Source organism: Streptomyces sp. NBC_00667 (genome assembly GCF_036226825.1).
In the GTDB taxonomy this organism is placed as follows: domain Bacteria; phylum Actinomycetota; class Actinomycetes; order Streptomycetales; family Streptomycetaceae; genus Streptomyces.
Genome location: NZ_CP109022.1, coordinates 1,520,258 through 1,541,503, shown reverse-complemented (window position 1 = coordinate 1,541,503; position 21,246 = coordinate 1,520,258). Strand labels below are relative to the sequence as shown.

The 21,246-nt window shown below is 71.9% G+C and carries 16 protein-coding genes; 8 read left to right on the top strand and 8 right to left on the bottom strand.

Translation table 11 applies throughout. The annotated features are described in order from the left end of the window. Positions 1 to 20: 20 nt before the first annotated feature. Together OHA81_RS07410 and OHA81_RS07405 are read right to left on the bottom strand one after the other, a co-directional pair. Entirely contained in the window at positions 21 to 2,279 is a 2,259-nt protein-coding gene (locus tag OHA81_RS07410) for a helix-hairpin-helix domain-containing protein (protein WP_329193920.1), read from the bottom strand. Further along, positions 2,276 to 3,268, bottom strand: coding sequence for an aldo/keto reductase (locus tag OHA81_RS07405; RefSeq protein WP_329193918.1), 993 nt, complete (start codon positions 3,266 to 3,268; stop codon positions 2,276 to 2,278). The genes OHA81_RS07410 and OHA81_RS07405 overlap by 4 nt, the downstream gene beginning before the upstream one ends. 100 nt (positions 3,269 to 3,368) lie before the next feature. On the opposite strand from OHA81_RS07405, the gene OHA81_RS07400 reads away from it, so the two are divergent. Further along, positions 3,369 to 4,418, top strand: a complete 1,050-nt coding sequence (locus OHA81_RS07400; protein WP_329193916.1) for an LLM class F420-dependent oxidoreductase — start codon at positions 3,369 to 3,371, stop codon at positions 4,416 to 4,418. Positions 4,419 to 4,621: 203 nt separating this feature from the next. Continuing rightward, entirely contained in the window at positions 4,622 to 5,410 is a 789-nt protein-coding gene (locus tag OHA81_RS07395) for a ferritin-like domain-containing protein (protein WP_329193915.1), read from the top strand. A 5-nt stretch (positions 5,411 to 5,415) separates the two neighbouring features. On the opposite strand, the gene corA is transcribed toward OHA81_RS07395, so the two are convergent. Next, a complete protein-coding gene (corA, locus tag OHA81_RS07390) occupies positions 5,416 to 6,417 on the bottom strand; it encodes a magnesium/cobalt transporter CorA (protein WP_329193913.1) in 1,002 nt (333 codons plus the stop codon). A gap of 55 nt (positions 6,418 to 6,472) precedes the next feature. Between corA and OHA81_RS07385 the strand changes: the two genes are divergently transcribed. From OHA81_RS07385 to mshC, 4 genes are all read left to right on the top strand, one after another. Continuing rightward, positions 6,473 to 7,162, top strand: a complete 690-nt coding sequence (locus OHA81_RS07385; RefSeq protein WP_329193912.1) for a histidine phosphatase family protein — start codon at positions 6,473 to 6,475, stop codon at positions 7,160 to 7,162. A gap of 83 nt (positions 7,163 to 7,245) precedes the next feature. Further along, positions 7,246 to 7,836 (top strand): DUF3090 domain-containing protein, encoded by a 591-nt coding sequence (locus OHA81_RS07380; RefSeq protein WP_329193911.1) that lies wholly within the window; start codon positions 7,246 to 7,248, stop codon positions 7,834 to 7,836. Continuing rightward, a complete protein-coding gene (locus OHA81_RS07375) occupies positions 7,800 to 8,636 on the top strand; it encodes an SCO1664 family protein (protein WP_443056463.1) in 837 nt (278 codons plus the stop codon). Before OHA81_RS07380 ends, OHA81_RS07375 begins: the two co-directional genes overlap by 37 nt. Positions 8,637 to 8,757: 121 nt before the next feature. Next, positions 8,758 to 9,987, top strand: a complete 1,230-nt coding sequence (gene mshC, locus OHA81_RS07370; RefSeq protein WP_329193910.1) for a cysteine--1-D-myo-inosityl 2-amino-2-deoxy-alpha-D-glucopyranoside ligase — start codon at positions 8,758 to 8,760, stop codon at positions 9,985 to 9,987. A 157-nt stretch (positions 9,988 to 10,144) separates the two neighbouring features. Here mshC and OHA81_RS07365 read toward each other — a convergent pair whose 3' ends face one another. From OHA81_RS07365 to OHA81_RS07345, 5 genes are all read right to left on the bottom strand, one after another. After that, the gene (locus OHA81_RS07365) at positions 10,145 to 11,128 is read right to left on the bottom strand and encodes a PAC2 family protein (protein WP_329193908.1); all 984 of its coding nucleotides are present in this window, start codon (positions 11,126 to 11,128) and stop codon (positions 10,145 to 10,147) included. A gap of 127 nt (positions 11,129 to 11,255) precedes the next feature. After that, positions 11,256 to 12,863 carry a glycerol-3-phosphate dehydrogenase/oxidase gene (locus OHA81_RS07360; protein ID WP_329193906.1) on the bottom strand — a complete coding sequence of 536 codons (1,608 nt, stop codon included), beginning with the start codon at positions 12,861 to 12,863 and terminating at the stop codon, positions 11,256 to 11,258. A 39-nt stretch (positions 12,864 to 12,902) separates the two neighbouring features. Then, complete coding sequence (glpK, locus tag OHA81_RS07355; protein WP_329193904.1) at positions 12,903 to 14,429, bottom strand: glycerol kinase GlpK; 1,527 nt, start codon at positions 14,427 to 14,429, stop codon at positions 12,903 to 12,905. A gap of 74 nt (positions 14,430 to 14,503) precedes the next feature. Beyond that, complete coding sequence (locus tag OHA81_RS07350) at positions 14,504 to 15,286, bottom strand: MIP/aquaporin family protein (protein ID WP_329193902.1); 783 nt, start codon at positions 15,284 to 15,286, stop codon at positions 14,504 to 14,506. A 315-nt stretch (positions 15,287 to 15,601) separates the two neighbouring features. Next, a complete protein-coding gene (locus OHA81_RS07345; RefSeq protein ID WP_329193901.1) occupies positions 15,602 to 16,369 on the bottom strand; it encodes an IclR family transcriptional regulator in 768 nt (255 codons plus the stop codon). Positions 16,370 to 16,630: 261 nt separating this feature from the next. On the opposite strand from OHA81_RS07345, the gene metH reads away from it, so the two are divergent. Both metH and OHA81_RS07335 read left to right on the top strand, forming a co-directional pair. Continuing rightward, entirely contained in the window at positions 16,631 to 20,143 is a 3,513-nt protein-coding gene (metH, locus tag OHA81_RS07340) for a methionine synthase (RefSeq protein WP_329193899.1), read from the top strand. A 112-nt stretch (positions 20,144 to 20,255) separates the two neighbouring features. Further along, entirely contained in the window at positions 20,256 to 20,957 is a 702-nt protein-coding gene (locus tag OHA81_RS07335; RefSeq protein ID WP_329193898.1) for an HAD family hydrolase, read from the top strand. Positions 20,958 to 21,246: the final 289 nt, after the last annotated feature.

The window sequence follows — 21,246 nt, the reverse complement described above, 5'->3', positions numbered from 1 at the left end:
ACGCCTCTGCGAGGCCGTCGTTACTCGGGCTGTTCCCGGGCGGCCGCCGCGAGGGCCCGCAACAGGTCCGCCAGCCGGGTCGTGCGCGGCTTGGGCGGTACGTCGGCCACCGCGCGCGCCAGGGCCTGGTCGACGCCGTGCACCACGGAAAGGTGCCGCCCGGCGCGCCCGAAGGCCGTGTACACCCAGTCCCGGGACAGCGCGTCCGCCGCGTCCCCGGGAAGCACCACGACCACCGCGGGCCAGCGAGCCCCCACGGCCTGGTGCCCGGTCACGGCCCAGCCGTGCCGCACCTGCGACTCCACCCGTTCCTTGGCCACGACGGTCCGCGCGCCCGCCGCCTCCAGGTGCAGCCCCTGCGCGTCGGCCGACACCACCCGGGCCGGAAGGGCCCGCCCGGGCGCGGGTACGTACACCACCTTGTCGCCGGGGTCGAAGCCGCCGAACCGGCCGGGGCCGGGGTTCAGCCGCTCCTTGAGGGCCGCGTTCAGCGCCCGGGTCCCGGCCGAACCGCCGTGGCCCGGGGTGATCACCTGCACGTCGTCGGCCGGGATCCCGAAGGCGCGCGGTACCGACTCGGCCACCAGCTGGACCGTGCGGTGGACGGCCTCGCCCGCGTCCCGCACCGGGACGATGACGACCTCCTTGCCGGGGGCGTCGACCTGGTTCAGCTCCCCGATGCCGATGCCCGACACCAGCTCGCCCAGCGGTCCCGGATCCGGGACCCGGGAGACGACCTGGGGGCAGGTCCGGGCCGCCAGCACATCGGCGAACACCCGCCCGGGCCCCGCGGAACCCAGCACGGCGGGGTCACCGGACAGCACCAGGCGGGCCCCGTCGGGCACCGACTCGACCAACGCGGCCGCGCTCTCCACGTCCAACTGGGGCGCGTCCAGGACGATGAGCAGGTCCAGCGCGAAGTGCCCCTCGGCGTCCCGCCCCGGCCCCTCCGTCCCGTCGAGCAGGCCCGCCACGGTGACGGCGCCCTCCGCCGGGGCGTGCGCGGCCAGAGCGGCCCGCAGGCCGAGCCGGCGCGCGGCCGCCAGCAGGGCCGCCGGTTCGGCGCGGGCGGCCTCGCCGCCGGTGTGGGTGACCAGGCCGTGGCCGGAGACGGCCCGGATCAGCTCGGCGCCCGGACCGCCGCCGGCGGCCTCCTCCCAGTCCGCGGGACCCGCGAAGGTGCTGGCCACCCGGGCCAGGCCGTCGGCGAGGCTCTCCTCGGCCAGGGCGTAACCCTCCAGCCCCACCAGGACCGTGCCGGGCCGCTCGTCCTGCTGGTCTTCCGGGGAACCTGCGGATTCCGCGGACTCCGGGGACTGCGCGTCGGGCGACGGCTCGTGGAACACCAGTACCGCGCCTTCGCCGATGGCCTGTTCCAGGGCCGCGGCCGGGTCCGGTACGCCGTACTGCGCCAGCGCCTTCTCCAGGACCGGCGCCTCCAGGGCGGTGTGCCCCTTGAGCGCGGCCTGGGCCAGCAGCCAGCCCACCAGCGCGCCGCCCCGGCGCTCGTCCCCGGGCCCCGCCTCGTCGCCCAGCAGGGCGCGGGCGAACCCGTCGGCCTGGGTGGGGCGCACCCCGGCCACCGCCAGGAGCCGCCACGGGTTCTCGCCGAGCTGCCCGGCGGCGCCTTCGCCGAGCGCGGTGGCGGCCGCCTCCGCGAGCGCCTCGGGGGCTCCGCCCCGGGCCAGCACGGCCCGTACGCCCTCGATGTCCCCGGCCGCCGCGACGGGCGCGGTGGGGCGGGGCGTCGGGGGAGTGGGAGCGGCGGCCCTGCGCGGCGCGGCCGGAGCGTCGTCGAAGTAGGCGGTCGGGGGCTTGGCCCCGCTCTCCACCGCCCGTACGGCCGCCAGCAGATCGGCGGCCGTGCCGCTGAGCTTGGCGCCCGCCTCGACCGGTGCCTGCCGCTCCGCCTTGCGCCGGGCGATCCGCTCCCGCTCGATCTTCTGCGCGGCCAGCTCCGCCTGCGCCTCGCTGAGCCCGGGCTCGGCGCCCTCGGCCGCCTCCCCGCCCGCGGAAGCCTCCTCGCCCTCCGAAGCCTCCTCGCCCTCCGAAGCCTCCTCGCCCTCCGAAGCCTCCTCGCCCTCAGACGCCTCCCCGGCCGTGGCCTCCGCCGCCTCCCCGTTGTCCTCCGGGGCTTCCTGCCCGCCCGTGCCCGGTTCGCCCCGGGCGGCGTCGGCTGCCCCGGAGGACTCCGGGGCACGCGCGTCCTCGACCGCCCCGGCCTCCGGGCCGGTGGCGTCCGGTTCGTCCGCGGCGGTGGCGGCGGGGTCGGTACTCACAGCGTGCTCCAGTCCTGATCGGGGTAGCGGTGCACGGGCGCCGACACGTCGTCCAGCGCCCGGCAGATCTCCTCCGGAAGACTAAGGGCCTCCACTGACAGCGCCGCCCCGAGCTGCGCCGGCGTACGCGCGCCGACGATCGGCGCGACCACTCCCGGCCGGTCCCGCACCCACGCCAGCGCGACCTGGAGCGGGGTCACCGCCAGTCCGTGCGCGGCCGTCGCCACCGCATCCACGATCCGGCCCGACGCCTCGTCCAGGTACGGGTCCACGAAGGCGGCCAGGCTCTGCGACGCGCCCCGCGAGTCCGTCGGCGTACCGGCCCGGTACTTCCCCGTCAGCACGCCCCGGCCCAGCGGGGAGGACGGCAGCAGGCCCACGCCGAGGTCCAGCGCGGCCGGTAGCACCTCCCGCTCCACGCCCCGCTGGAGCAGCGAGTACTCCATCTGCGTGGAGGCGAGCCGGGTCCGCGCGCCGGGGGCGGCGAGCTGCCAGGTGGCCGCTTTCGCCAGTTGCCAGCCGCTGAACCCCGCCACCCCGGCGTACCTGGCCCGGCCGCTGCTGACGGCGAGGTCCAGCGCCTGGAGGGTCTCCTCCAGCGGGGTGTTCGGATCGAAGGCGTGCACCTGCCACAGGTCCACGTAATCGGTCTCCAGCCGGGCCAGGGAGTCGTCCAACGCCGCCAGGAGGTGCCCGCGCGAGCCGTCGCACCGCCGGTCCGGGTCCCGCACGGAGCCCGCCTTGGTGGCGATCACCAGCTCCCGGCGCGGCACCAGCTTCCCCACGAGCTGCCCGAGGAGGTACTCCGCCTCCCCGCCCCCGTACACGTCGGCGGTGTCGACGAGGGTGCCGCCCGCCTCCCAGAAGGTCTTCAACTGTTCTGCGGCGCCCGCCTCGTCCGGTCCCTCCGCGGACCGGCCCCAGGTCAGGGTGCCGAGGCCGATCCGGGACACGCGCAGGCCGGTGCGGCCGAGATGCCTCTGCTCCATGAGCGCTGAGACTACTGGGGCACTGCCGCGGGCGACCGGGGCGCGCTACAGTCCCCGCAGACCTACGTTACTGATCGGTAAACCGGTAAGGGGACGACTCATGCGGCTCGGCATCAATCTCGGTTACTGGGGTGCGGGCATGGACGGCGACAACCTCGCCGTCGCCCAGGAGGCCGACCGCCTCGGCTACGACGTCTGCTGGGCCGCCGAGGCCTACGGCTCCGACGCCGCCACGGTCCTGGCCTGGGTCGCGGCCCAGACCGAGCGGATCGACGTCGGCTCGGCGATCTTCCAGATCCCGGCGCGCCAGCCCGCGATGACGGCCATGACCGCCGCCACCCTCGACTCCCTCACCAAGGGCCGCTTCCGGCTCGGCCTCGGCGTCTCCGGACCGCAGGTCTCCGAGGGCTGGTACGGCGTGAAGTTCGACAAGCCGCTCGCCCGGACCCGCGAGTACGTGGAGATCGTCCGCAAGGCCATGAGCCGCGAGCGCCTCTCCTACGACGGGCAGCACTGGACCCTCCCGCTGCCCGGCGGCCCCGGCAAGCCGATCAAGCTGACCGTGCACCCCGAGCGCGAACACATCCCGCTCTACATCGCCGCCATCGGACCGAAGAACCTGGAGCAGACCGGCGAGATCGCCGACGGGGCCCTGCTGATCTTCCCCGCCGCCGAGCACCTGGAGGAGACCGCGCTGCGCCACATCCGCGCGGGCCGTGAGAAGGCCGGGCTGACGATGGACGGCTTCGACGTCTGCCCCACCGTGCCCCTCGCCGTGGGCGACGACGTGAACGCCCTCGCCGACACGTTCCGCCCGTACACCGCCCTGTACGTCGGCGGTATGGGCAGCCCGAAGCAGAACTTCTACAACCAGCTCGCGCAGCGCATGGGCTACGAGAAGGAAGCCGCCGAGATCCAGGACAAGTACCTGGGCGGCGACAAGGCGGGAGCCGCCGCGGCGGTCCCGCACTCGCTGATCGACTCGACCACCCTGCTCGGCTCGGTGGAGCGGATCGCGGACGGGATGCGCGCCTACGCCGACGCCGGGGTCACCACCCTCACGCTCGCCCCGGCCGGGTTCACCCTGGACGAGCGGATCACCGCCCTACGGGCCGGCGTACAGGCCCTGGAACACGCAGGCCTGGCCTGAGGGTCGTCCCGTAGGCCGGCCGGCGAACGCCCTGCGGCCGTGGTGGGGGCTCGGGGGTCTTCCCCGCCACGGCCGACACAGCCAACAACGCGCGGGGCGGCCCCGGGGTTACGCCCCGGCACCCCCGCCTCGGCTTCGTTCATTCGGCCGAGTCCCGCCACGCATCGGTTGCCCGCCCGCCGTATCCGCCTTTGACTCGGAGCATGCTCTCTGCCCGCAGCCTGTTCCAGGAGATCATCGAGAACGACGACTCCTTCCAGCTGTTCTGTTCCATCGCCGCCAGCGGGGAGTCCCAGGGCGGCTGGGAGAACGGCCGCATCTGCGCGTTGGTCCCCGACGGATTGCGCCACCTCGCGCCCAAGATCGCCCGGCACGGCGCGGACGAGGACAAGCACGGCCGGATCTTCCAGGCCCTGCTGCGCAGGCGCGGCCTGCCCGCCGTCCCGGTGCCGCCCGAGACGGACTACACGATGCTGCTGGAACGGCGGGGGATCGGCCTCGCGCACGAGAAGCTGAACCGCGAGGAGCCGCTGACCGAGGAGGACGTCGTCGTCTACCTCGCACACAGCCGCGTCACCGAACAGCGCGCCGCCGACCAGATGGACATGCTGGTCAAGCACTTCGGGGACCACCCGGAGGTCGGCAGGGCCCTCCGCATGATCAGCAACGACGAGGACAACCACCTCGCCTACTGCCACGAGGAACTCCTGGCCCTGGTCCGCGCCGGCCACGGCCGGACCATCCAGCGGGTGCTGCGCGAGAGCGCCCTCGCCGAGATCGCCGTCTACCGGGACGTGAGCCTGGCCGTCATGGCGCACATGGGCAGGCTGCTGAGGTGGCCCGCACCCAAGGCGGCCGCCCTCGCCGCCGGGATCCGCGGGACGTACGCCTACGAGCGGTTCAGCGGCTGGCACCGCATGGTCGGCCTGAGCATGCCCCAGCGCCGCGACGCACTCGGCGGCGTACCGTCCGGCGCGCCGGGATACGCCTGACGGTCCTACAGCCAGCCGCGGCTCTTGAACAGCCGGTGCAGGCCGATGCAGGCGGCCGCCATGACCACCAGGACCGCCGGGTAGCCCCAGCTCTGCCTGAGCTCCGGCATGTGGTCGAAGTTCATCCCGTAGATCCCCGCCACCATCGTGGGGACGGCCGCCATCGCCGCCCAGGCGGAGATCTTGCGCATGTCGTCGTTCTGCCGGACGCCCATCTGCGCCAGGTGCGCCGACAGCGCGTCCGACAGCAGCCGGTCCAGCCCCTCGATGTACTCGTTCGCCTTGGTCAGGTGGTCGGCGACGTCGCGGAAGAAGGGCTGGGAGCGCTCGTGCACGAACGGCACGTCCCCGAAGGCCAGCCGGTCCATCGGCTGGAGCAGCGGGCTCGTGGCCCGGCGGAACTCCAGCACCTGCCGCTTGAAACCGTAGATCCGGGCGGCCGTGCTCTTCGTGTTCCGGCTGTCCGTGGCGTTCGGGGCGAACACCTCGGCCTCCAGCTCCTCCAAGTCCACCTGCAGCTCCGCCGCGACCTCGATGTAGTGGTCCACCACCGCGTCCGACACCGCGTAGAGCACTGCCGTCGGCCCGTGCCGCAGCACCTCCGGGTCCTGCTCCAGGCGCCGGCGTACGGCGGCCAGCGCGGCGCCCTCGCCGTGCCGGACGGTGACCACGAAGGAGTCGCCGATGAAGACCATCAGCTCGCCCGTCGTCACCGTGTCGGTGTCGTCGTCGTACACGACCGGCTTGAGGACGACGAACAGCGAATCGTCGTAGACCTCCAGCTTGGGGCGCTGGTGCGCGGTCAGCGCGTCCTCCACCGCCAGTCTGTGCAGCCCGAACTCCTGGCTGACGTGCTCGAATTCCTCCTCCGTGGGCTCGTACATCCCGATCCACAAGAAGGCGTCACCCGTCGCCCGCGCCTCGGCGAGGGCATCCGAGAAATCCTCGGGGGCCTCGGAGCGGCGGCCGTCCCGGTACATCGCGCAGTCGACTATCACGCGGGGCATTCTCCCTCCATCCGCCCCCCACCCGCGCACCGCCACGACCGCTTAAGGTGGCCCCATGGCCACGCTGATCCTCGTACGGCACGGGCGGTCCACCGCCAACACCGCGGGCTTGCTCGCCGGATGGACCCCGGGGGTGAGCCTTGACGAACGCGGCGCCGAACAGGCCGCCGCACTGCCCGGACGCCTCGACGGGGTACCGCTCGCCGCCGCCGTCAGCAGCCCGCTGCAACGCTGCCAGGAGACCCTCGCCCCGCTGCTGGCGGCCCGCCCCGGGCTGAACCTGCACACCGACGAGCGGATCGGCGAATGCCACTACGGCGACTGGTCCGGCCGCAAACTCTCCGAACTCGCCGACGAACCCCTGATGAAGATCGTCCAGCAGCACCCCTCCGCCGCGGCCTTCCCCGGCGGCGAGACCATGCGCGCCATGCAGGCCCGCGCCGTGGACGCCGTACGGGAGTGGAACGCGCGGATCGACGAGGAGCACGGCGCCGACGCCGTCTACCTCATGTGCTCGCACGGCGACATCATCAAGTCCCTTGTCGCGGACGCCCTCGGCATGCACCTCGACCTCTTCCAGCGGATCCATGTCGACCCCTGTTCCGTCACCGCCATCCGCTACACGCAGACCCGCCCGTTCCTGTTCCGCCTCGGCGACACCGGGGACTTCGCGGGCCTCGTGCCGCGCAAATCGCCCGAAGACGGCGGGGACGCCGTCGTGGGCGGTGGTGCGGGCGCGGCCTGATCGAACGGCGCAGTAGGGTGGATGGGCCAACACAGGCAGCCCGCCCACGCCCCGCCCCTGCCATCGACACTTGGAGACTGGACGTGCCCCGTCAGGTGTTCCTTTACGACCCGCCGGACCGCTTCGTGGCCGGCACGGTCGGTCTGCCTGGACGCCGTACGTTCTTCCTCCAGGCCTCCTCCGGGACCCGCGTCACCAGCGTCTCCCTGGAGAAGACGCAGGTCGCCGCGCTCGCCGAGCGGATGGACGAACTGCTGGACGAGGTCGTACGGCGCACCGGCGGCAACGCCCCCGTCCCGGCCGTCGCCTCCACCGAGGCCGCCGACACCGCCCCTCTCGACGTACCCGTCGAGGAGGAGTTCCGCGTCGGCACGATGGCCCTGGCCTGGGACGGCGAGGAACAGCGGATGATCGTCGAGGCGCAGGCGCTCGTCGAACTCGACGCCGACTCCGACGAGGACCTCGCGGAAGCGGAGGAGCGCCTCCTGCAGGACGAGGAGAACGGCCCGCCGATGCTGCGCGTGCGCCTCTCCGGCGCCCAGGCCCGCGCCTTCGCCAAACGCGCCCTCGACGTGGTCAACGCCGGCCGGCCGCCGTGCCCGCTGTGCAGCCTGCCGCTCGACCCCGAAGGCCACGTGTGTCCCCGCCAGAACGGCTACCGGCGCCAGGCGTGAGCGCAGTGAACCCCACCGAGGAACTTCTCGCCAGAGGTGAGCTGACCGTCCGGGGCCGCATCGCCGAGGCCTCCAACGCCGTCCTGCTGTGCACGGTGACGTACGAGGGCGTCAGCGCCGAATGCGTCTACAAGCCCGTCAAGGGCGAGCGGCCGCTGTGGGACTTCCCCGACGGCAGCCTCGCGCAACGCGAGCGCGCCGCCTACCTGGTCTCCGAGGCCACCGGCTGGGGCCTCGTACCGGAGACGGTGCTGCGCGAAGGCCCGTACGGCGAGGGGATGGTCCAGCGGTGGATCGACGCCGGTGACGCGCCCGAGCCGGAGCTGCTGGCGCTCGTCGAGGGCGAGGAGGCCGGGGAAGGCTGGAAGCCGGTCGCCCTTGCCGAAGTGGGGCAGGGACGCACCGCGCTGCTCGTGCACGCCGACGACCCGAGGCTGCGCCGCCTCGCCGTCCTGGACGCCGTCATCAACAACGCCGACCGCAAGGGCGGCCACCTGCTGCCCGCCCCCGACGGCCGGCTCTACGGCATCGACCACGGCGTGACCTTCCACGCCGAGGACAAGCTGCGCACCCTGCTGTGGGGCTGGGCGGGCGAGCCCCTGACGGACGAGGCCCGCACCGTCTTGACCACCCTCGCCTCCCAGCTGGCCGGCGGGGGGCCCCTCGCCACCCGGCTGGCGGATCTGATCACCGCCGCCGAGCTGGCGGCCGTACGGGCCCGCGTGGCCCTCCTGCTGCGCGAAGGAACGCATCCCCGGCCCTCGGGGCAGTGGCCCGCCATCCCCTGGCCACCGGTCTGAGCCGCCCGGGCCCGGCCGGCCCGCACCACGCACATGCCCGGCCGGACCGCAAGAGTGGTGATCAGGCCAACAGTGCTGGTCCGGTTCGATGACGGAACATCCGTCCGGTTAGGCTCGAAGCATGCATGCCTGGCCCGCTTCTGAGGTCCCCGCCCTGCCCGGCAAGGGCCGCGACCTCCAGATCCACGACACCGCGACCCAAGGGACGATCACCCTCGCCCCCGGTCCCGTCGCCCGTATCTACGTCTGCGGCATCACGCCGTACGACGCCACCCACATCGGTCACGCGGCCACCTACAACGCGTTCGACCTGGTGCAGCGCGTGTGGCTCGACACCAAGCGGCAGGTTCACTACGTCCAGAACGTCACGGACGTCGACGATCCGCTGCTGGAGCGGGCGCAGCGCGACGGCCACGACTGGACCGAGCTCGCCGAACGCGAGACGGCCCTCTTCCGCGAGGACATGACCGCCCTGCGGATCCTGCCGCCGCGGCAGTACATCGGGGCCGTCGAGGCCATACCCGGCATCGTGCCGCTCGTCGAGCGGCTGAGGGACGCGGGCGCCGCCTACGAGCTCGAAGGCGACGTCTACTTCTCGGTGGAGTCCGACCCGCACTTCGGCGGCGTCTCCCGCCTCGACGCCGAGGCCATGCGGCTGCTCTCCGCGGAGCGCGGCGGCGACCCCGAGCGCCCGGGGAAGAAGAACCCGCTCGACCCGATGCTGTGGATGGCCGCGCGGCCGGGCGAGCCGAGCTGGGACGGCGGCTCCCTGGGCCGAGGCCGGCCGGGCTGGCACATCGAGTGCGTGGCCATCGCCCTGGACCACCTGGGCATGGGCTTCGACATCCAGGGCGGCGGCTCCGACCTGGCCTTCCCGCACCACGAGATGGGCGCCTCGCACGCCCAGGTGCTGACGGGCGAGTTCCCGATGGCCAAGGCCTACGTCCACGCGGGCATGGTCGCGCTGAACGGCCAGAAGATGTCGAAGTCCAAGGGCAACCTGGTCTTCGTCTCCGCGCTGCGCCGGGCGGGCGTCGACCCGGCCGCGATCCGGCTCGCGCTGCTGTCCCACCACTACCGCGCCGACTGGGAGTGGACGGACGCGGTCCTGGAGGAGGCGGTGGCCCGGCTGGAGCGCTGGCGCGCCGCCGTGTCCCGCCCGGACGGCATCCCGGCGGACGCCCTGGTCGAGGAGGTCCGCGAGGCCCTGGCCAACGACCTGGACGCCCCCGCCGCGCTGGCGGCCGTGGACCGCTGGGCCGACGCCCAGAACGCCTCGGACGGCTCCGACGAGTCGGCCCCGGGCCTGGTCTCGCGCACGGTGGACGCCCTGCTGGGCGTGGCGCTGTAACCCGCGCCGCCGCCGTCGCCCGGGCCGTGCCCCGGACGTCGTCGGCGGGCCGAACGGACGACGCCGGACCGGCCGCGTGAGCGGCCGGTCCGGCGTTCTTCTCGGTTCCGCCGGGGGGCCGACCGGTTGCGCGGGGACGGGGGTGGGGGCCGGTTCGTCAGGCCTCCGGGGGAGCGTCCTCGCCCGGCGCCGCCGCCGGCGGTTCCTCCGGCGGCTCCGGGTCGGGCCTCAGCCGCGGCTTCGTACGGCCGCTGGAGGTGTCCCGCAGGTACGACCCGTCACCCGGTTCCGCGGCCGCGGAAGGGTCCCGCCGCCGCAGGTACCGCTCGAACTCGCGGGCGATCGCGTCCCCCGACGCCTCGGGGAGGTCGGCGGTGTCCCGCGCCTCCTCCAGCGTCTGGACGTACTCCGCCACCTCGCTGTCCTCGGCGGCCAGTTGGTCCACCCCCAGCTGCCACGCCCGCGCGTCCTCCGGCAGTTCGCCGAGCGGGATGCGGATGTCGAGCAGGTCTTCCAGCCGGTTCAGCAGCGCCAGCGTCGCCTTCGGGTTCGGCGGCTGCGACACGTAGTGCGGCACCGCCGCCCACAGCGACACCGCCGGGACGCCCGCGTGCGTGCAGGCCTCCTGGAGGACCCCCACGATCCCCGTCGGGCCCTCGTACTTCGTCTCCTCCAGGTCCATCGTCCGAGCCAGGTCGGCGTCCGACGTCACCCCGCTGACCGGGACCGGCCGGGTGTGCGGGGTGTCGCCCAGCAGCGCGCCCAGGATGACCACCATCTCCACGCCCAGCTCGTGCGCGAAGGCGAGGATCTCGTTGCAGAACGAACGCCAGCGCATCGAGGGTTCGATCCCGCGCACCAGCACCAGGTCACGCGGCTTCGCACCGCCGATCCGGACCACCGAGAGCCGGGTCGTCGGCCAGGTGATCTTGCGAACCCCGTTCTCCAGCCACACCGTCGGCCGGTTGACCTGGAAGTCGTAGTAGTCCTCGGCGTCCAGAGCCGCGAAGACCTCGCCCTTCCACTCCCGGTCCAGGTGCGTGACAGCACCGGAGGCGGCGTCACCCGCGTCGTTCCAGCCCTCGAACGCGGCCACCATGACCGGGTCGATCAGCTCGGGCACGCCCTCAAGCTCGATCACCCAGGTCTCCTTCCGAAGTTCCCCTTGTGTACGTGGGCCAGCCTAAGCCTTGAGGGGACACCAGCCACAGCCCACGACGGAGGGGCGGTTCCCCTCGGAACCGCCCCTCTTCCCCCTGCCGTGACGGCTACGCCTTGCCGCCCAGCATCTCCTCGACCCGGCGCCGTACCTCGGCGCTGTCCAGACCGCGCACGGTCACCGTCGTACGGCGGCGCAGCACGTCGTCGACCGTCTGGGCCCACTCGTTGTCACGGGCGTACGCGACCTGCGCCCAGATCTCCGGCCCGTCGGGGTGGATCCGCTCGGCCAGCGCCGGGTCCTCGTTCGCCAGGCGGGCGATGTCGAAGGCCAGCGAACCGTAGTGCGAGGCCAGGTGCCGGGCGGTGAGCGGGTCCATGCGCGAGCCGGGCTCCCGGTCCACCAGCAGCCGGTGCGCCACCGCGTTCGGGTTGGCGACACCGGGCAGCGGGACGCGGCGCACCAGCGACTTCACCGGCTCCATGTCCTCGGTCAGCGGGCTGCCGGGCAGCTTCGCCAGCTTGTCCATGACCACGCGGCCGATGTGGCGGTACGTGGTCCACTTGCCGCCGGCCACCGACAGCATGCCGCCGGCGCCCTCGGAGACGACCGTCTCGCGCTTGGCCTTCTCCACGCCGCCGGGGCCGCCGGGCAGCACCCGCAGGCCCGCGAAGGCGTACGTCATCAGCGAGCGGTCCAGGTCGGCGTCCTTCACCGAGAAGGCGGCCTCGTCCAGGATCTGCTGGATGTCGGCCTCGGTGGCGCGCACGTCCGCGGGGTCGCCCTCGTAGACCTCGTCGGTCGTGCCGAGCAGGAGCTGGTCCTCCCACGGCAGGGCGAAGGTGATGCGGTACTTGTCGATCGGGGTGGCCATGGCGGCCTTCCACGGCGACTTGCGCTTCATCACGATGTGCGCGCCCTTGGACAGGCGGATCGACGGCATCGCGTGCTTGTCTTCCATGCGCCGCAGGTGGTCCACCCACGGGCCGGTGGCGTTGAGCACGACGCGCGCGTCGACCCCGAACTCGGTGCCGTCCAGGCGGTCCTTGAGCTCGGCGCCGCTGACCCGGCCGCGCGTCATGCGCAGGCCGGTGACCTCGGCGTGGTTCAGGACGACCGCGCCCGACTCGACGGCCGCGCGGACCGTCATCACGGCGACGCGGGAGTCGTTCATCTGGTGGTCGTAGTAGACCGCGACGGCCTTGAGGTTGTCGGTCTTGAGACCGGGGTTGTCGGCGACGGCGCGGGCCGGGGATATGACCTTGCCGATGCCGTCACCGAAGGCCGACAGGGCCGAGTACGCGAACACGCCCGCGCCCAGCTTCGCGGCGCCGACCGGGCCGCCCTTGTAGACCGGCAGGTAGAAGGTGAGGGGGTTGACCAGGTGCGGGGCCACGTCCTTGGCCAGCACCCGGCGCTCGTGGTGGTTCTCCGCGACCAGCTTGACCGCGCCGGTCTGCAGGTAGCGCAGGCCCCCGTGGACCAGCTTGGAGGAGGCCGAGGAGGTGGCGCCGGCGAAGTCGCCGGCGTCCACCATGGCAACCCGCAGACCCGACTGCGCGGCGTGCCAGGCCACGGACGTGCCCAGGATTCCACCGCCGATGACCAGCAGGTCGTACGTGGCCTTCGCCAGCTGCTCACGGGTCTCGGCGCGGCTCGCGTTGGAGCCGGCGGTCGGGTGCGAACCCAGTGCGGGAACGCTCTGCAGGGTGCTCATATCTCTTAGCTCCTCGTCGATTGACTCAGCTGAGGGGGGTCAGCTGGCGTCTTCGTCGTCGATCCAGCCCATGGACCGCTCGACGGCCTTGAGCCAGTTCTTGTACTCGCGGTCCCGCTGTTCGGCGGGCATCCGCGGGGTCCACTCCGCCGCGCGGCGCCAGTTGGCGCGCAGGGCGTCGGTGTCGGGCCAGAAGCCGACGGCCAGGCCGGCGGCGTAGGCGGCGCCGAGGCAGGTGGTCTCGGCGACCATCGGGCGCACCACGGGGGCGTCCAGGAAGTCCGAGAGCGTCTGCATCAGCAGGTTGTTGGAGGTCATGCCGCCGTCGACCTTGAGGGCGGCGAGCTCGACGCCCGAGTCCTTGGTCATGGCGTCGGTGATCTCGCGGGTCTGCCAGGCGGTGGCCTCCAGCACGGCACGGGCGATGTGAGCCTTGGTGACGTACCGGGTCAGGCCGGCGATCACACCGCGGGCGTCGGAGCGCCAGTACGGGGCGAACAGGCCGGAGAAGGCGGGCACGAAGTAGGCGCCGCCGTTGTCCTCGACGGAGGAGGCCAGCGTCTCGATCTCGGCGGCCGACTTGATCAGGCCCATCTGGTCGCGCATCCACTGGACGAGCGAGCCGGTGACGGCGATGGAGCCTTCGAGGGCGTAGACCGGCTTCTCCTCGCCGATCTGGTAGCCGACCGTGGTGAGCAGGCCGCTGTAGGAGTTGATGATCTTGTCGCCGGTGTTCATCAGCATGAACGTGCCGGTGCCGTACGTGGACTTCGCCTCGCCCTCGGAGAAGCAGGTCTGGCCGAAGAGGGCGGCCTGCTGGTCACCGAGCGCCGAGGCGACCGGGACACCGGCGAGCACGCCTTCCTTGACGTGGCCGTAGACCTCGGCGGAGGAGCGGATCTCGGGGAGGACGTTGAGGGGGACCTCCATGGACTCGGCGATGCGCTCGTCCCACTCCAGCGTGTGGAGGTTCATCAGCATGGTGCGCGAGGCGTTCGTGACGTCGGTGACGTGCACGCCGCCCTGGGCGCCGCCGGTCAGGTTCCAGATGACCCAGGAGTCCATGGTGCCGAAGAGGATGTCGCCGGCCTCGGCGCGCTCGCGCAGGCCCTCGACGTTGTCGAGCAGCCAGCGGACCTTGGGACCGGCGAAGTACGAGGCGAGCGGCAGGCCCGTCTCGCGGCGGAAGCGGTCCTGGCCGACGTTGCGGCCGAGCTCCTTGCACAGGACGTCCGTGCGGGTGTCCTGCCAGACCAGCGCGTTGTGCACCGGCTCGCCGGTGTTCTTGTCCCACAGGAGCGTGGTCTCGCGCTGGTTGGTGATGCCGACGGCCTTGACGTCGGCCGCGGTGATCTCGGCCTTGGCGATGGCCCCGGCGACGACCTCCTGGACGTTGGTCCAGATCTCGGCGGCGTCGTGCTCGACCCAGCCCGGCTTCGGGAAGATCTGCTCGTGCTCCTTCTGGTCGACGGCGACGATGCGGCCGTCGCGGTCGAAGACGATGCAGCGGGAGGAGGTGGTGCCCTGGTCGATCGCGGCGATGAAGGGGCCGGTGCTACTGGTCATGGTGGCTGCTCCTGGCGGCTCTGGTGGGCGGAATCAGGGGGCGGTGCGGATCTTGCGATACGTGCCGATGCTGATCAGACGAACGCGATGTTGTACAGACCACCGGCGAGGGCGGCACCGACGAGCGGGCCGACGACCGGGATCCAGGAGTATCCCCAGTCCGAGCCGCCCTTGTGGGGCAGCGGCAGCAGGGCGTGGACGATGCGGGGGCCGAGGTCGCGCACCGGGTTGATGGCGTAGCCGGTCGGGCCGCCGAGGGAGAGGCCGATGCCGACGACCACGAAGGAGGTGATCAGGACGCCGATGACGCCGAGGCCCTTGCCGTCGTCCTGGAGGCCCTGGGTCAAGATCGCCAGGACCAGGACGGCGGTGCCGATGATCTCGGTGGCCAGGTTCTGGACGACGTTGCGGATCTCGGGGCCGGTGGAGAAGATCCCGAGCACCGGGCCGGCCACGTCGTGCGGGTGCGGGTCCTCCGGGCCGAGCTTGGCGTCACGGATGTGCTCCGGGTCCGCCAGGTGCGCCCGGAACTGCCCGTAGTACGTGGCCCACATCAGGACCGCGCCGATCATGGCGCCGAGCAGCTGGCCCGCGAGGTAGACCGGCACGTCGCCCCACTCGCCGGTCTTGACGGCTATGCCGACGGTCACCGCGGGGTTGAGGTGCGCGCCGGACAGGGGTGCGGACACGTACGCGGCGATCAGGACGGCGAAACCCCAGCCGAAGGTGATCGCGAGCCATCCCGCGTTGCGGGCCTTGGAGCTCTTGAGCGTGACGGCGGCGCAGACGCCACCGCCGAGCAGGGTGAGCAGGGCGGTACCGATGGTCTCGCCGATGAAGATGTCGGAGCTGGACACCCGCGACTCCTTTGTCTTACGTCCAGGGGTGGGTGGACACCGGGTCCCTCCGGTGGTCCACCGCACTCGGTGAGTGCTGCACCGGTCCTTGGCCTCGCCATACCCTAACGCGTATTGCCGGTAGGTGTTCGACAATGCCGACCGATGAACGGCAGTTTTCCGCCCGGGTGAAGATTGCGTCAAGGGTCCGGCAGGTCACGGATCAGGATCGTTACCGGTCGGTGCGATCGACCAAATCCGGCCAATTGGGGGCTGGAAAACGACAGAAGCCCCCAGATGACGGCCGAAGCGGTCCTGGGGGCACTCAAAGCAAGGTCAGAAGCGGCCCGCGCCGAGGTCGCGCGAAACCGAGCGGGCGCAGTCCCGTACCGAGGCCACCAGGCTCGCCCGGGGTTCCCCGGACTCCCCGCAGACCCGCTCCACGGCGCCCGCCACCGCCACGGCACCGACCGGCATCTTGCGCCGGTCGTGGATGGGGGCGGCCACCGAGGCGACGCCCTCCCAGGTCTCCTCGACGTCGCAGGCCCACCCGCGCGCCCGGGTCAGGTCCAGGACCTCCTCGAAACCGGCCGCGTCCGTGACCGTGCGCGGCGTGAACGCCTCGCGCTCCACCTCGACCGCCTCCGTGTGCGCCACCGGGTCGTACGCGGACAGCACCTTGCCCAGGGCCGTGGAGTGCAGCGGCTGCATCGCGCCCACTTCCAGCACCTGGCGGCTGTCGTCCGGGCGGAACACGTGGTGCATGATCAGCACCCCGCTCTTGTGGAGCACCCCCACGTACACGCTCTCGCCGCTCGCCCGTGCCAGGTCGTCCGTCCACACCAGCGCCCGGGCCCGCAGCTCGTGCACGTCCAGGTAGCTGTTGCCCAGGCGCAGCAGCTCCGCGCCGAGCTGGTAGCGGCCCGAGGCCGGATCCTGCTCGACGAAACCCTCGGCCTGGAGCGTGCGCAGGATGCCGTGCGCGGTCCCCTTGGCCAGCCCCAGCGCACCGGCCACGTCCGACAGGCCCAGCCGGCGTTCGCCGCCCGCCAGGAGCCGCAGCATCGCAGCGGCTCGTTCGAGCGACTGGATGTTCCGTGCCATCGTGCAGCCTCCTGCTGACGTAGTTCGACAATGCTGAACACTATCGGCCGATGTCGACCTTGTGCATGCCCGGGGAACGCTTGATGACACCCGCATGCCGGACAGCCCACTGGAGCCGCACTGGAGTCGGGCCAAAGAATGCAGTCCGCCACGTGGGACACACCCACCGGGTCCCGGTGCGCACGGTTACCCTGACCGCGTGCGCCCTTGACACAGCGAGGGCGCAAAGCCGACAGCCGTCGCATCCCAGGGAGCTTGACCATGGCCTCGTTGCCGAACCCGCCCGCAGACACCCAGACACGGGCCGATGCCCTCCGAGAGGCGCTCGCGACCCGCGTGGTCGTCGCCGACGGAGCCATGGGGACCATGCTCCAGGCGCAGGACCCGTCGATGGAGGACTTCCAGCAGCTGGAAGGCTGCAACGAGGTCCTGAACGTGACGCGCCCCGACATCGTGCGCTCCGTCCACGAGGCGTACTTCTCCGTCGGCGTGGACTGCGTGGAGACCAACACGTTCGGCGCGAACTTCGCGGCGCTGGCCGAGTACGACATCCCCGGCCGCAACTTCGAGCTGTCGGAATCCGGCGCCCGCATCGCCCGCGAGGTGGCCGACGAGTACACGGCCGCGACCGGGCAGCAGCGCTGGGTGCTGGGCTCCATGGGGCCGGGCACCAAGCTGCCCACGCTGGGCCACATCGACTACGCGACGATCCGCGACGCCTACCAGGTCAACGCCGAGGGCCTGCTCACCGGAGGCGCGGACGCCCTGCTGGTGGAGACCACGCAGGACCTCCTGCAGACCAAGTCCTCCGTCATCGGCGCGCGGCGCGCGATGGAGGCGCTCGGCGTGTCCGTGCCGTTGATCTGCTCCGTCACCGTAGAGACGACCGGCACGATGCTGCTCGGTTCGGAGATCGGTGCGGCGCTGACGGCGCTGGAGCCGCTCGGCATCGACATGATCGGCCTGAACTGCGCGACGGGCCCCGCCGAGATGAGCGAGCACCTGCGCTACCTGGCCCGCAACGCCCGGATCCCGCTGTCCTGCATGCCCAACGCAGGCCTGCCGGTGCTGGGCAAGAACGGCGCGCACTACCCCCTGTCGGCCCCCGAGCTCGCCGACGCGCAGGAGACCTTCGTCCGCGAGTACGGCCTGTCCCTGGTCGGCGGCTGCTGCGGCACCACCCCCGAGCACCTGCGCCAGGTCGTGGAGCGGGTCCGCGGTCTGGCCCCGGCCGAGCGGCGGCCCCAGCCCGAGCCGGGCGCGTCGTCGCTGTACCAGACCGTGCCGTTCCGCCAGGACACCTCGTACATGGCGATCGGCGAGCGGACCAACGCCAACGGGTCGAAGAAGTTCCGCGAGGCGATGCTGGAGGCCCGCTGGGACGACTGCGTGGAGATGGCCCGCGACCAGATCCGCGAGGGCGCGCACATGCTCGACCTGTGCGTCGACTACGTGGGCCGCGACGGCGTCGCCGACATGCAGGAGCTGGCCGGCCGCTTCGCGACGGCTTCGACGCTGCCGATCGTGCTGGACTCCACCGAGGTTCCCGTGATCCAGGCGGGTCTGGAGAAGCTGGGCGGCCGCGCGGTCATCAACTCGGTGAACTACGAGGACGGCGACGGCCCCGAGTCCCGTTTCGCGAAGGTGACCGCCCTGGCGCGCGAGCACGGCGCGGCGCTGATCGCGCTGACCATCGACGAGGAGGGCCAGGCCCGCACCGTCGAGCACAAGGTGGCGATCGCCGAGCGGCTGATCGAGGACCTGACCGGCAACTGGGGCATCCACGAGTCGGACATCCTCATCGACACCCTCACCTTCACCATCTGTACGGGTCAGGAGGAGTCCCGCAAGGACGGCATCGCCACCATCGAGGCGATCCGCGAACTCAAGCGGCGCCACCCCGACGTGCAGACCACGCTGGGGCTGTCCAACATCTCCTTCGGCCTGAACCCGGCCGCCCGCGTCCTGCTGAACTCCGTCTTCCTCGACGAGTGCGTCAAGGCGGGCCTGGATTCGGCGATCGTCCACGCCTCGAAGATCCTGCCGATCGCCCGCTTCGACGACGAGCAGGTCCGCACGGCCCTGGACCTCATCTACGACCGGCGCGCCGAGGACTACGACCCGCTGCAGAAGCTGATGGCGCTGTTCGAGGGCGTCAACACCAAGTCGATGAAGGACGGCCGCGCCGAGGAGCTCCTCGCGCTGCCCCTGGACGAGCGGCTCCAGCGCCGCATCATCGACGGGGAGAAGAACGGCCTGGAGGACGACCTCGCCGAGGCCCTGCAGACCCGTCCCGCCCTGGACATCGTCAACGACACCCTGCTGGAGGGCATGAAGGTCGTCGGCGAGCTGTTCGGCTCCGGCCAGATGCAGCTGCCGTTCGTCCTGCAGTCGGCCGAGGTGATGAAGACGGCCGTCGCCTACCTCGAACCGCACATGGAGAAGACCGACGACGACGGCAAGGGCACCATCGTGCTCGCCACCGTCCGCGGCGACGTCCACGACATCGGCAAGAACCTCGTCGACATCATCTTGACCAACAACGGCTACAACGTCGTCAACATCGGCATCAAGCAGCCCGTCTCCGCGATCCTGGAAGCCGCGCAGGAACACAAGGCCGACGTGATCGGCATGTCCGGCCTGCTCGTCAAGTCCACCGTGATCATGAAGGAGAACCTGGAGGAGCTCAACCAGCGCAAGCTGGCGGCCGACTACCCGGTCATCCTCGGCGGCGCGGCCCTGACCCGCGCCTACGTGGAACAGGACCTCCACGAGATCTACGAGGGCGAAGTCCGCTACGCCCGCGACGCCTTCGAGGGCCTGCGCCTCATGGACGCCCTCATCGCCGTCAAGCGCGGCGTCCCGGGCGCCGAACTGCCCCCGCTCAAGCAGCGCCGCGTCCCCAAGCGGGACACCCCGTCGATCCAGGTGGAGGAGCCCGAGGAGCCGGGCGGCCGCTCGGACGTGGCCGTCGACAACCCGGTCCCCACCCCGCCGTTCTGGGGCACCCGCGTCGTCAAGGGCATCCCGCTCAAGGACTACGCCTCCTGGCTGGACGAGGGCGCGCTGTTCAAGGGCCAGTGGGGCCTCAAGCAGGCCCGCGCCGGCGGAGCGACGTACGAGGAGCTCGTCGAGTCCGAGGGCCGGCCGCGGCTGCGCGGCCTCCTGGAGAAGCTGCACACCGAGAACCTGCTCGAAGCGGCCGTCGTCTACGGCTACTTCCCCTGCGTGTCCAAGGGCGACGACCTGATCATCCTGGACGAGCAGGGCAACGAGCGGACCCGCTTCACCTTCCCGCGCCAGCGCCGCGGGCGGCGCCTGTGCCTGGCCGACTTCTTCCGCCCGGAGGAGTCGGGGGAGACGGACGTCGTGGGCCTCCAGGTGGTCACCGTGGGCTCGAAGATCGGCGAGGCCACCGCCAAACTGTTCGAGTCCGACTCCTACCGCGAATACCTGGAACTGCACGGCCTGTCCGTCCAGCTCGCCGAGGCCCTCGCCGAGTACTGGCACGCCCGCGTCCGGGCCGAACTCGGGTTCGGCGGCGAGGACCCCGCCCAGGTCGAGGACATGTTCGACCTCAAGTACCGCGGCGCCCGCTTCTCGCTGGGCTACGGCGCCTGCCCCGACCTGGAGGACCGGGCCAAGATCGCCGACATGCTCCAGCCGGAGCGCATCGGGGTCCACCTCTCGGAGGAGTTCCAGCTCCACCCGGAGCAGTCCACGGACGCCATCGTCATCCACCACCCCGAAGCGAAGTATTTCAACGCACGCTGACGCAGACCGGCGTACACTGGTCGGTCCCATACAGGCCGGTCACCTGTTCTCCCGGGCATGCCCCCGGGGAGCGAGGTGACCGGCCTTCTCGTCCCTTGTGAGAGGTGTGCGCATGACCAGCACCGTTCCAGCCGCCGTCACCCGTACGACCGACGGTTCGGCCCTGCAGGCGGTACTGCTGGACATGGACGGCACCCTCGTCGACACCGAGGGGTTCTGGTGGGAGATCGAGGAGGAGATCTTCCGCGAGCTGGGCCACCGGCTGGAGGAGACCTGGCGCGACATCGTCGTCGGCGGCCCCATGAGCCGCAGCGCCGCCTTCCTGATCGAGTCCACCGGAGCCGCCATCGGCCTCGCCGAGCTCAGCGTGCTCCTCAACGAACGCTTCGAGGCGCGCATCGCCGACCAGGTCCCCCTGATGCCCGGCGCCGAGCGGCTGCTGGCCGAGCTCGCCCGGCACAACGTACCCACCGCGCTCGTCTCCGCCTCCCACCGCCGCGTCATCGACCAGGTCCTGCTCACCCTCGGCCGCGACCGCTTCACCATGACGGTCGCCGGGGACGAGGTGCCCCGGACCAAGCCGCACCCCGACCCCTACCTCCTCGCCGCCCAGGCCCTCGGCGCCCACCCCTCGCGCTGCGCCGTGATCGAGGACACCGCCACCGGGGTCGCCGCCGCCGAGGCCGCCGGCTGCCGGGTCGTCGCCGTGCCCTCGGTGGGCCTGATCCCCGCCGCCCCCGGCCGCACCATCGTGCGCTCCCTGGAAGAAGTGGACCTGGCGTTCCTGCGCTCGCTCATCACTCCGATGAACTGAGCGCGCACGCTGCGTACCGAACAGAACCGGGTGCTACCGGGGGAGCGGCGAGAGGATCTTCCGCCCGGCGCAGCGGAGGCCGAAATTCCATCCCCACGCAGGCAGTTGCCGCGGGGTGAGCTTGGTCACCCGGCGGAACCGCCGCGGGCCCTTCGGCGCGCCCTGAACCGTTCCCTTGTGTCCGGATTGATCAGCTCCTGACCCCCTCTGCGCCCACTCTGGGATGAACGGTCAGTCCGCGCCCATAACCGTCCGGTTACGCCCCAACTCCTGCCAGTTCCAGCCATCC

Coding starts and splice junctions, on each gene's coding strand:
- OHA81_RS07400 (WP_329193916.1), top strand. CDS start 3,369: ATGCGGCTCGGCATCAATCTCGGTTACTGGGGTGCGGGCATGGACGGC.
- corA (WP_329193913.1), bottom strand. CDS start 6,417: ATGCCCCGCGTGATAGTCGACTGCGCGATGTACCGGGACGGCCGCCGC.
- OHA81_RS07360 (WP_329193906.1), bottom strand. CDS start 12,863: ATGAGCACCCTGCAGAGCGTTCCCGCACTGGGTTCGCACCCGACCGCC.
- glpK (WP_329193904.1), bottom strand. CDS start 14,429: ATGACCAGTAGCACCGGCCCCTTCATCGCCGCGATCGACCAGGGCACC.
- metH (WP_329193899.1), top strand. CDS start 16,631: ATGGCCTCGTTGCCGAACCCGCCCGCAGACACCCAGACACGGGCCGAT.
- OHA81_RS07345 (WP_329193901.1), bottom strand. CDS start 16,369: ATGGCACGGAACATCCAGTCGCTCGAACGAGCCGCTGCGATGCTGCGG.
- OHA81_RS07335 (WP_329193898.1), top strand. CDS start 20,256: ATGACCAGCACCGTTCCAGCCGCCGTCACCCGTACGACCGACGGTTCG.
- OHA81_RS07395 (WP_329193915.1), top strand. CDS start 4,622: ATGCTCTCTGCCCGCAGCCTGTTCCAGGAGATCATCGAGAACGACGAC.
- OHA81_RS07385 (WP_329193912.1), top strand. CDS start 6,473: ATGGCCACGCTGATCCTCGTACGGCACGGGCGGTCCACCGCCAACACC.
- mshC (WP_329193910.1), top strand. CDS start 8,758: ATGCATGCCTGGCCCGCTTCTGAGGTCCCCGCCCTGCCCGGCAAGGGC.
- OHA81_RS07405 (WP_329193918.1), bottom strand. CDS start 3,268: ATGGAGCAGAGGCATCTCGGCCGCACCGGCCTGCGCGTGTCCCGGATC.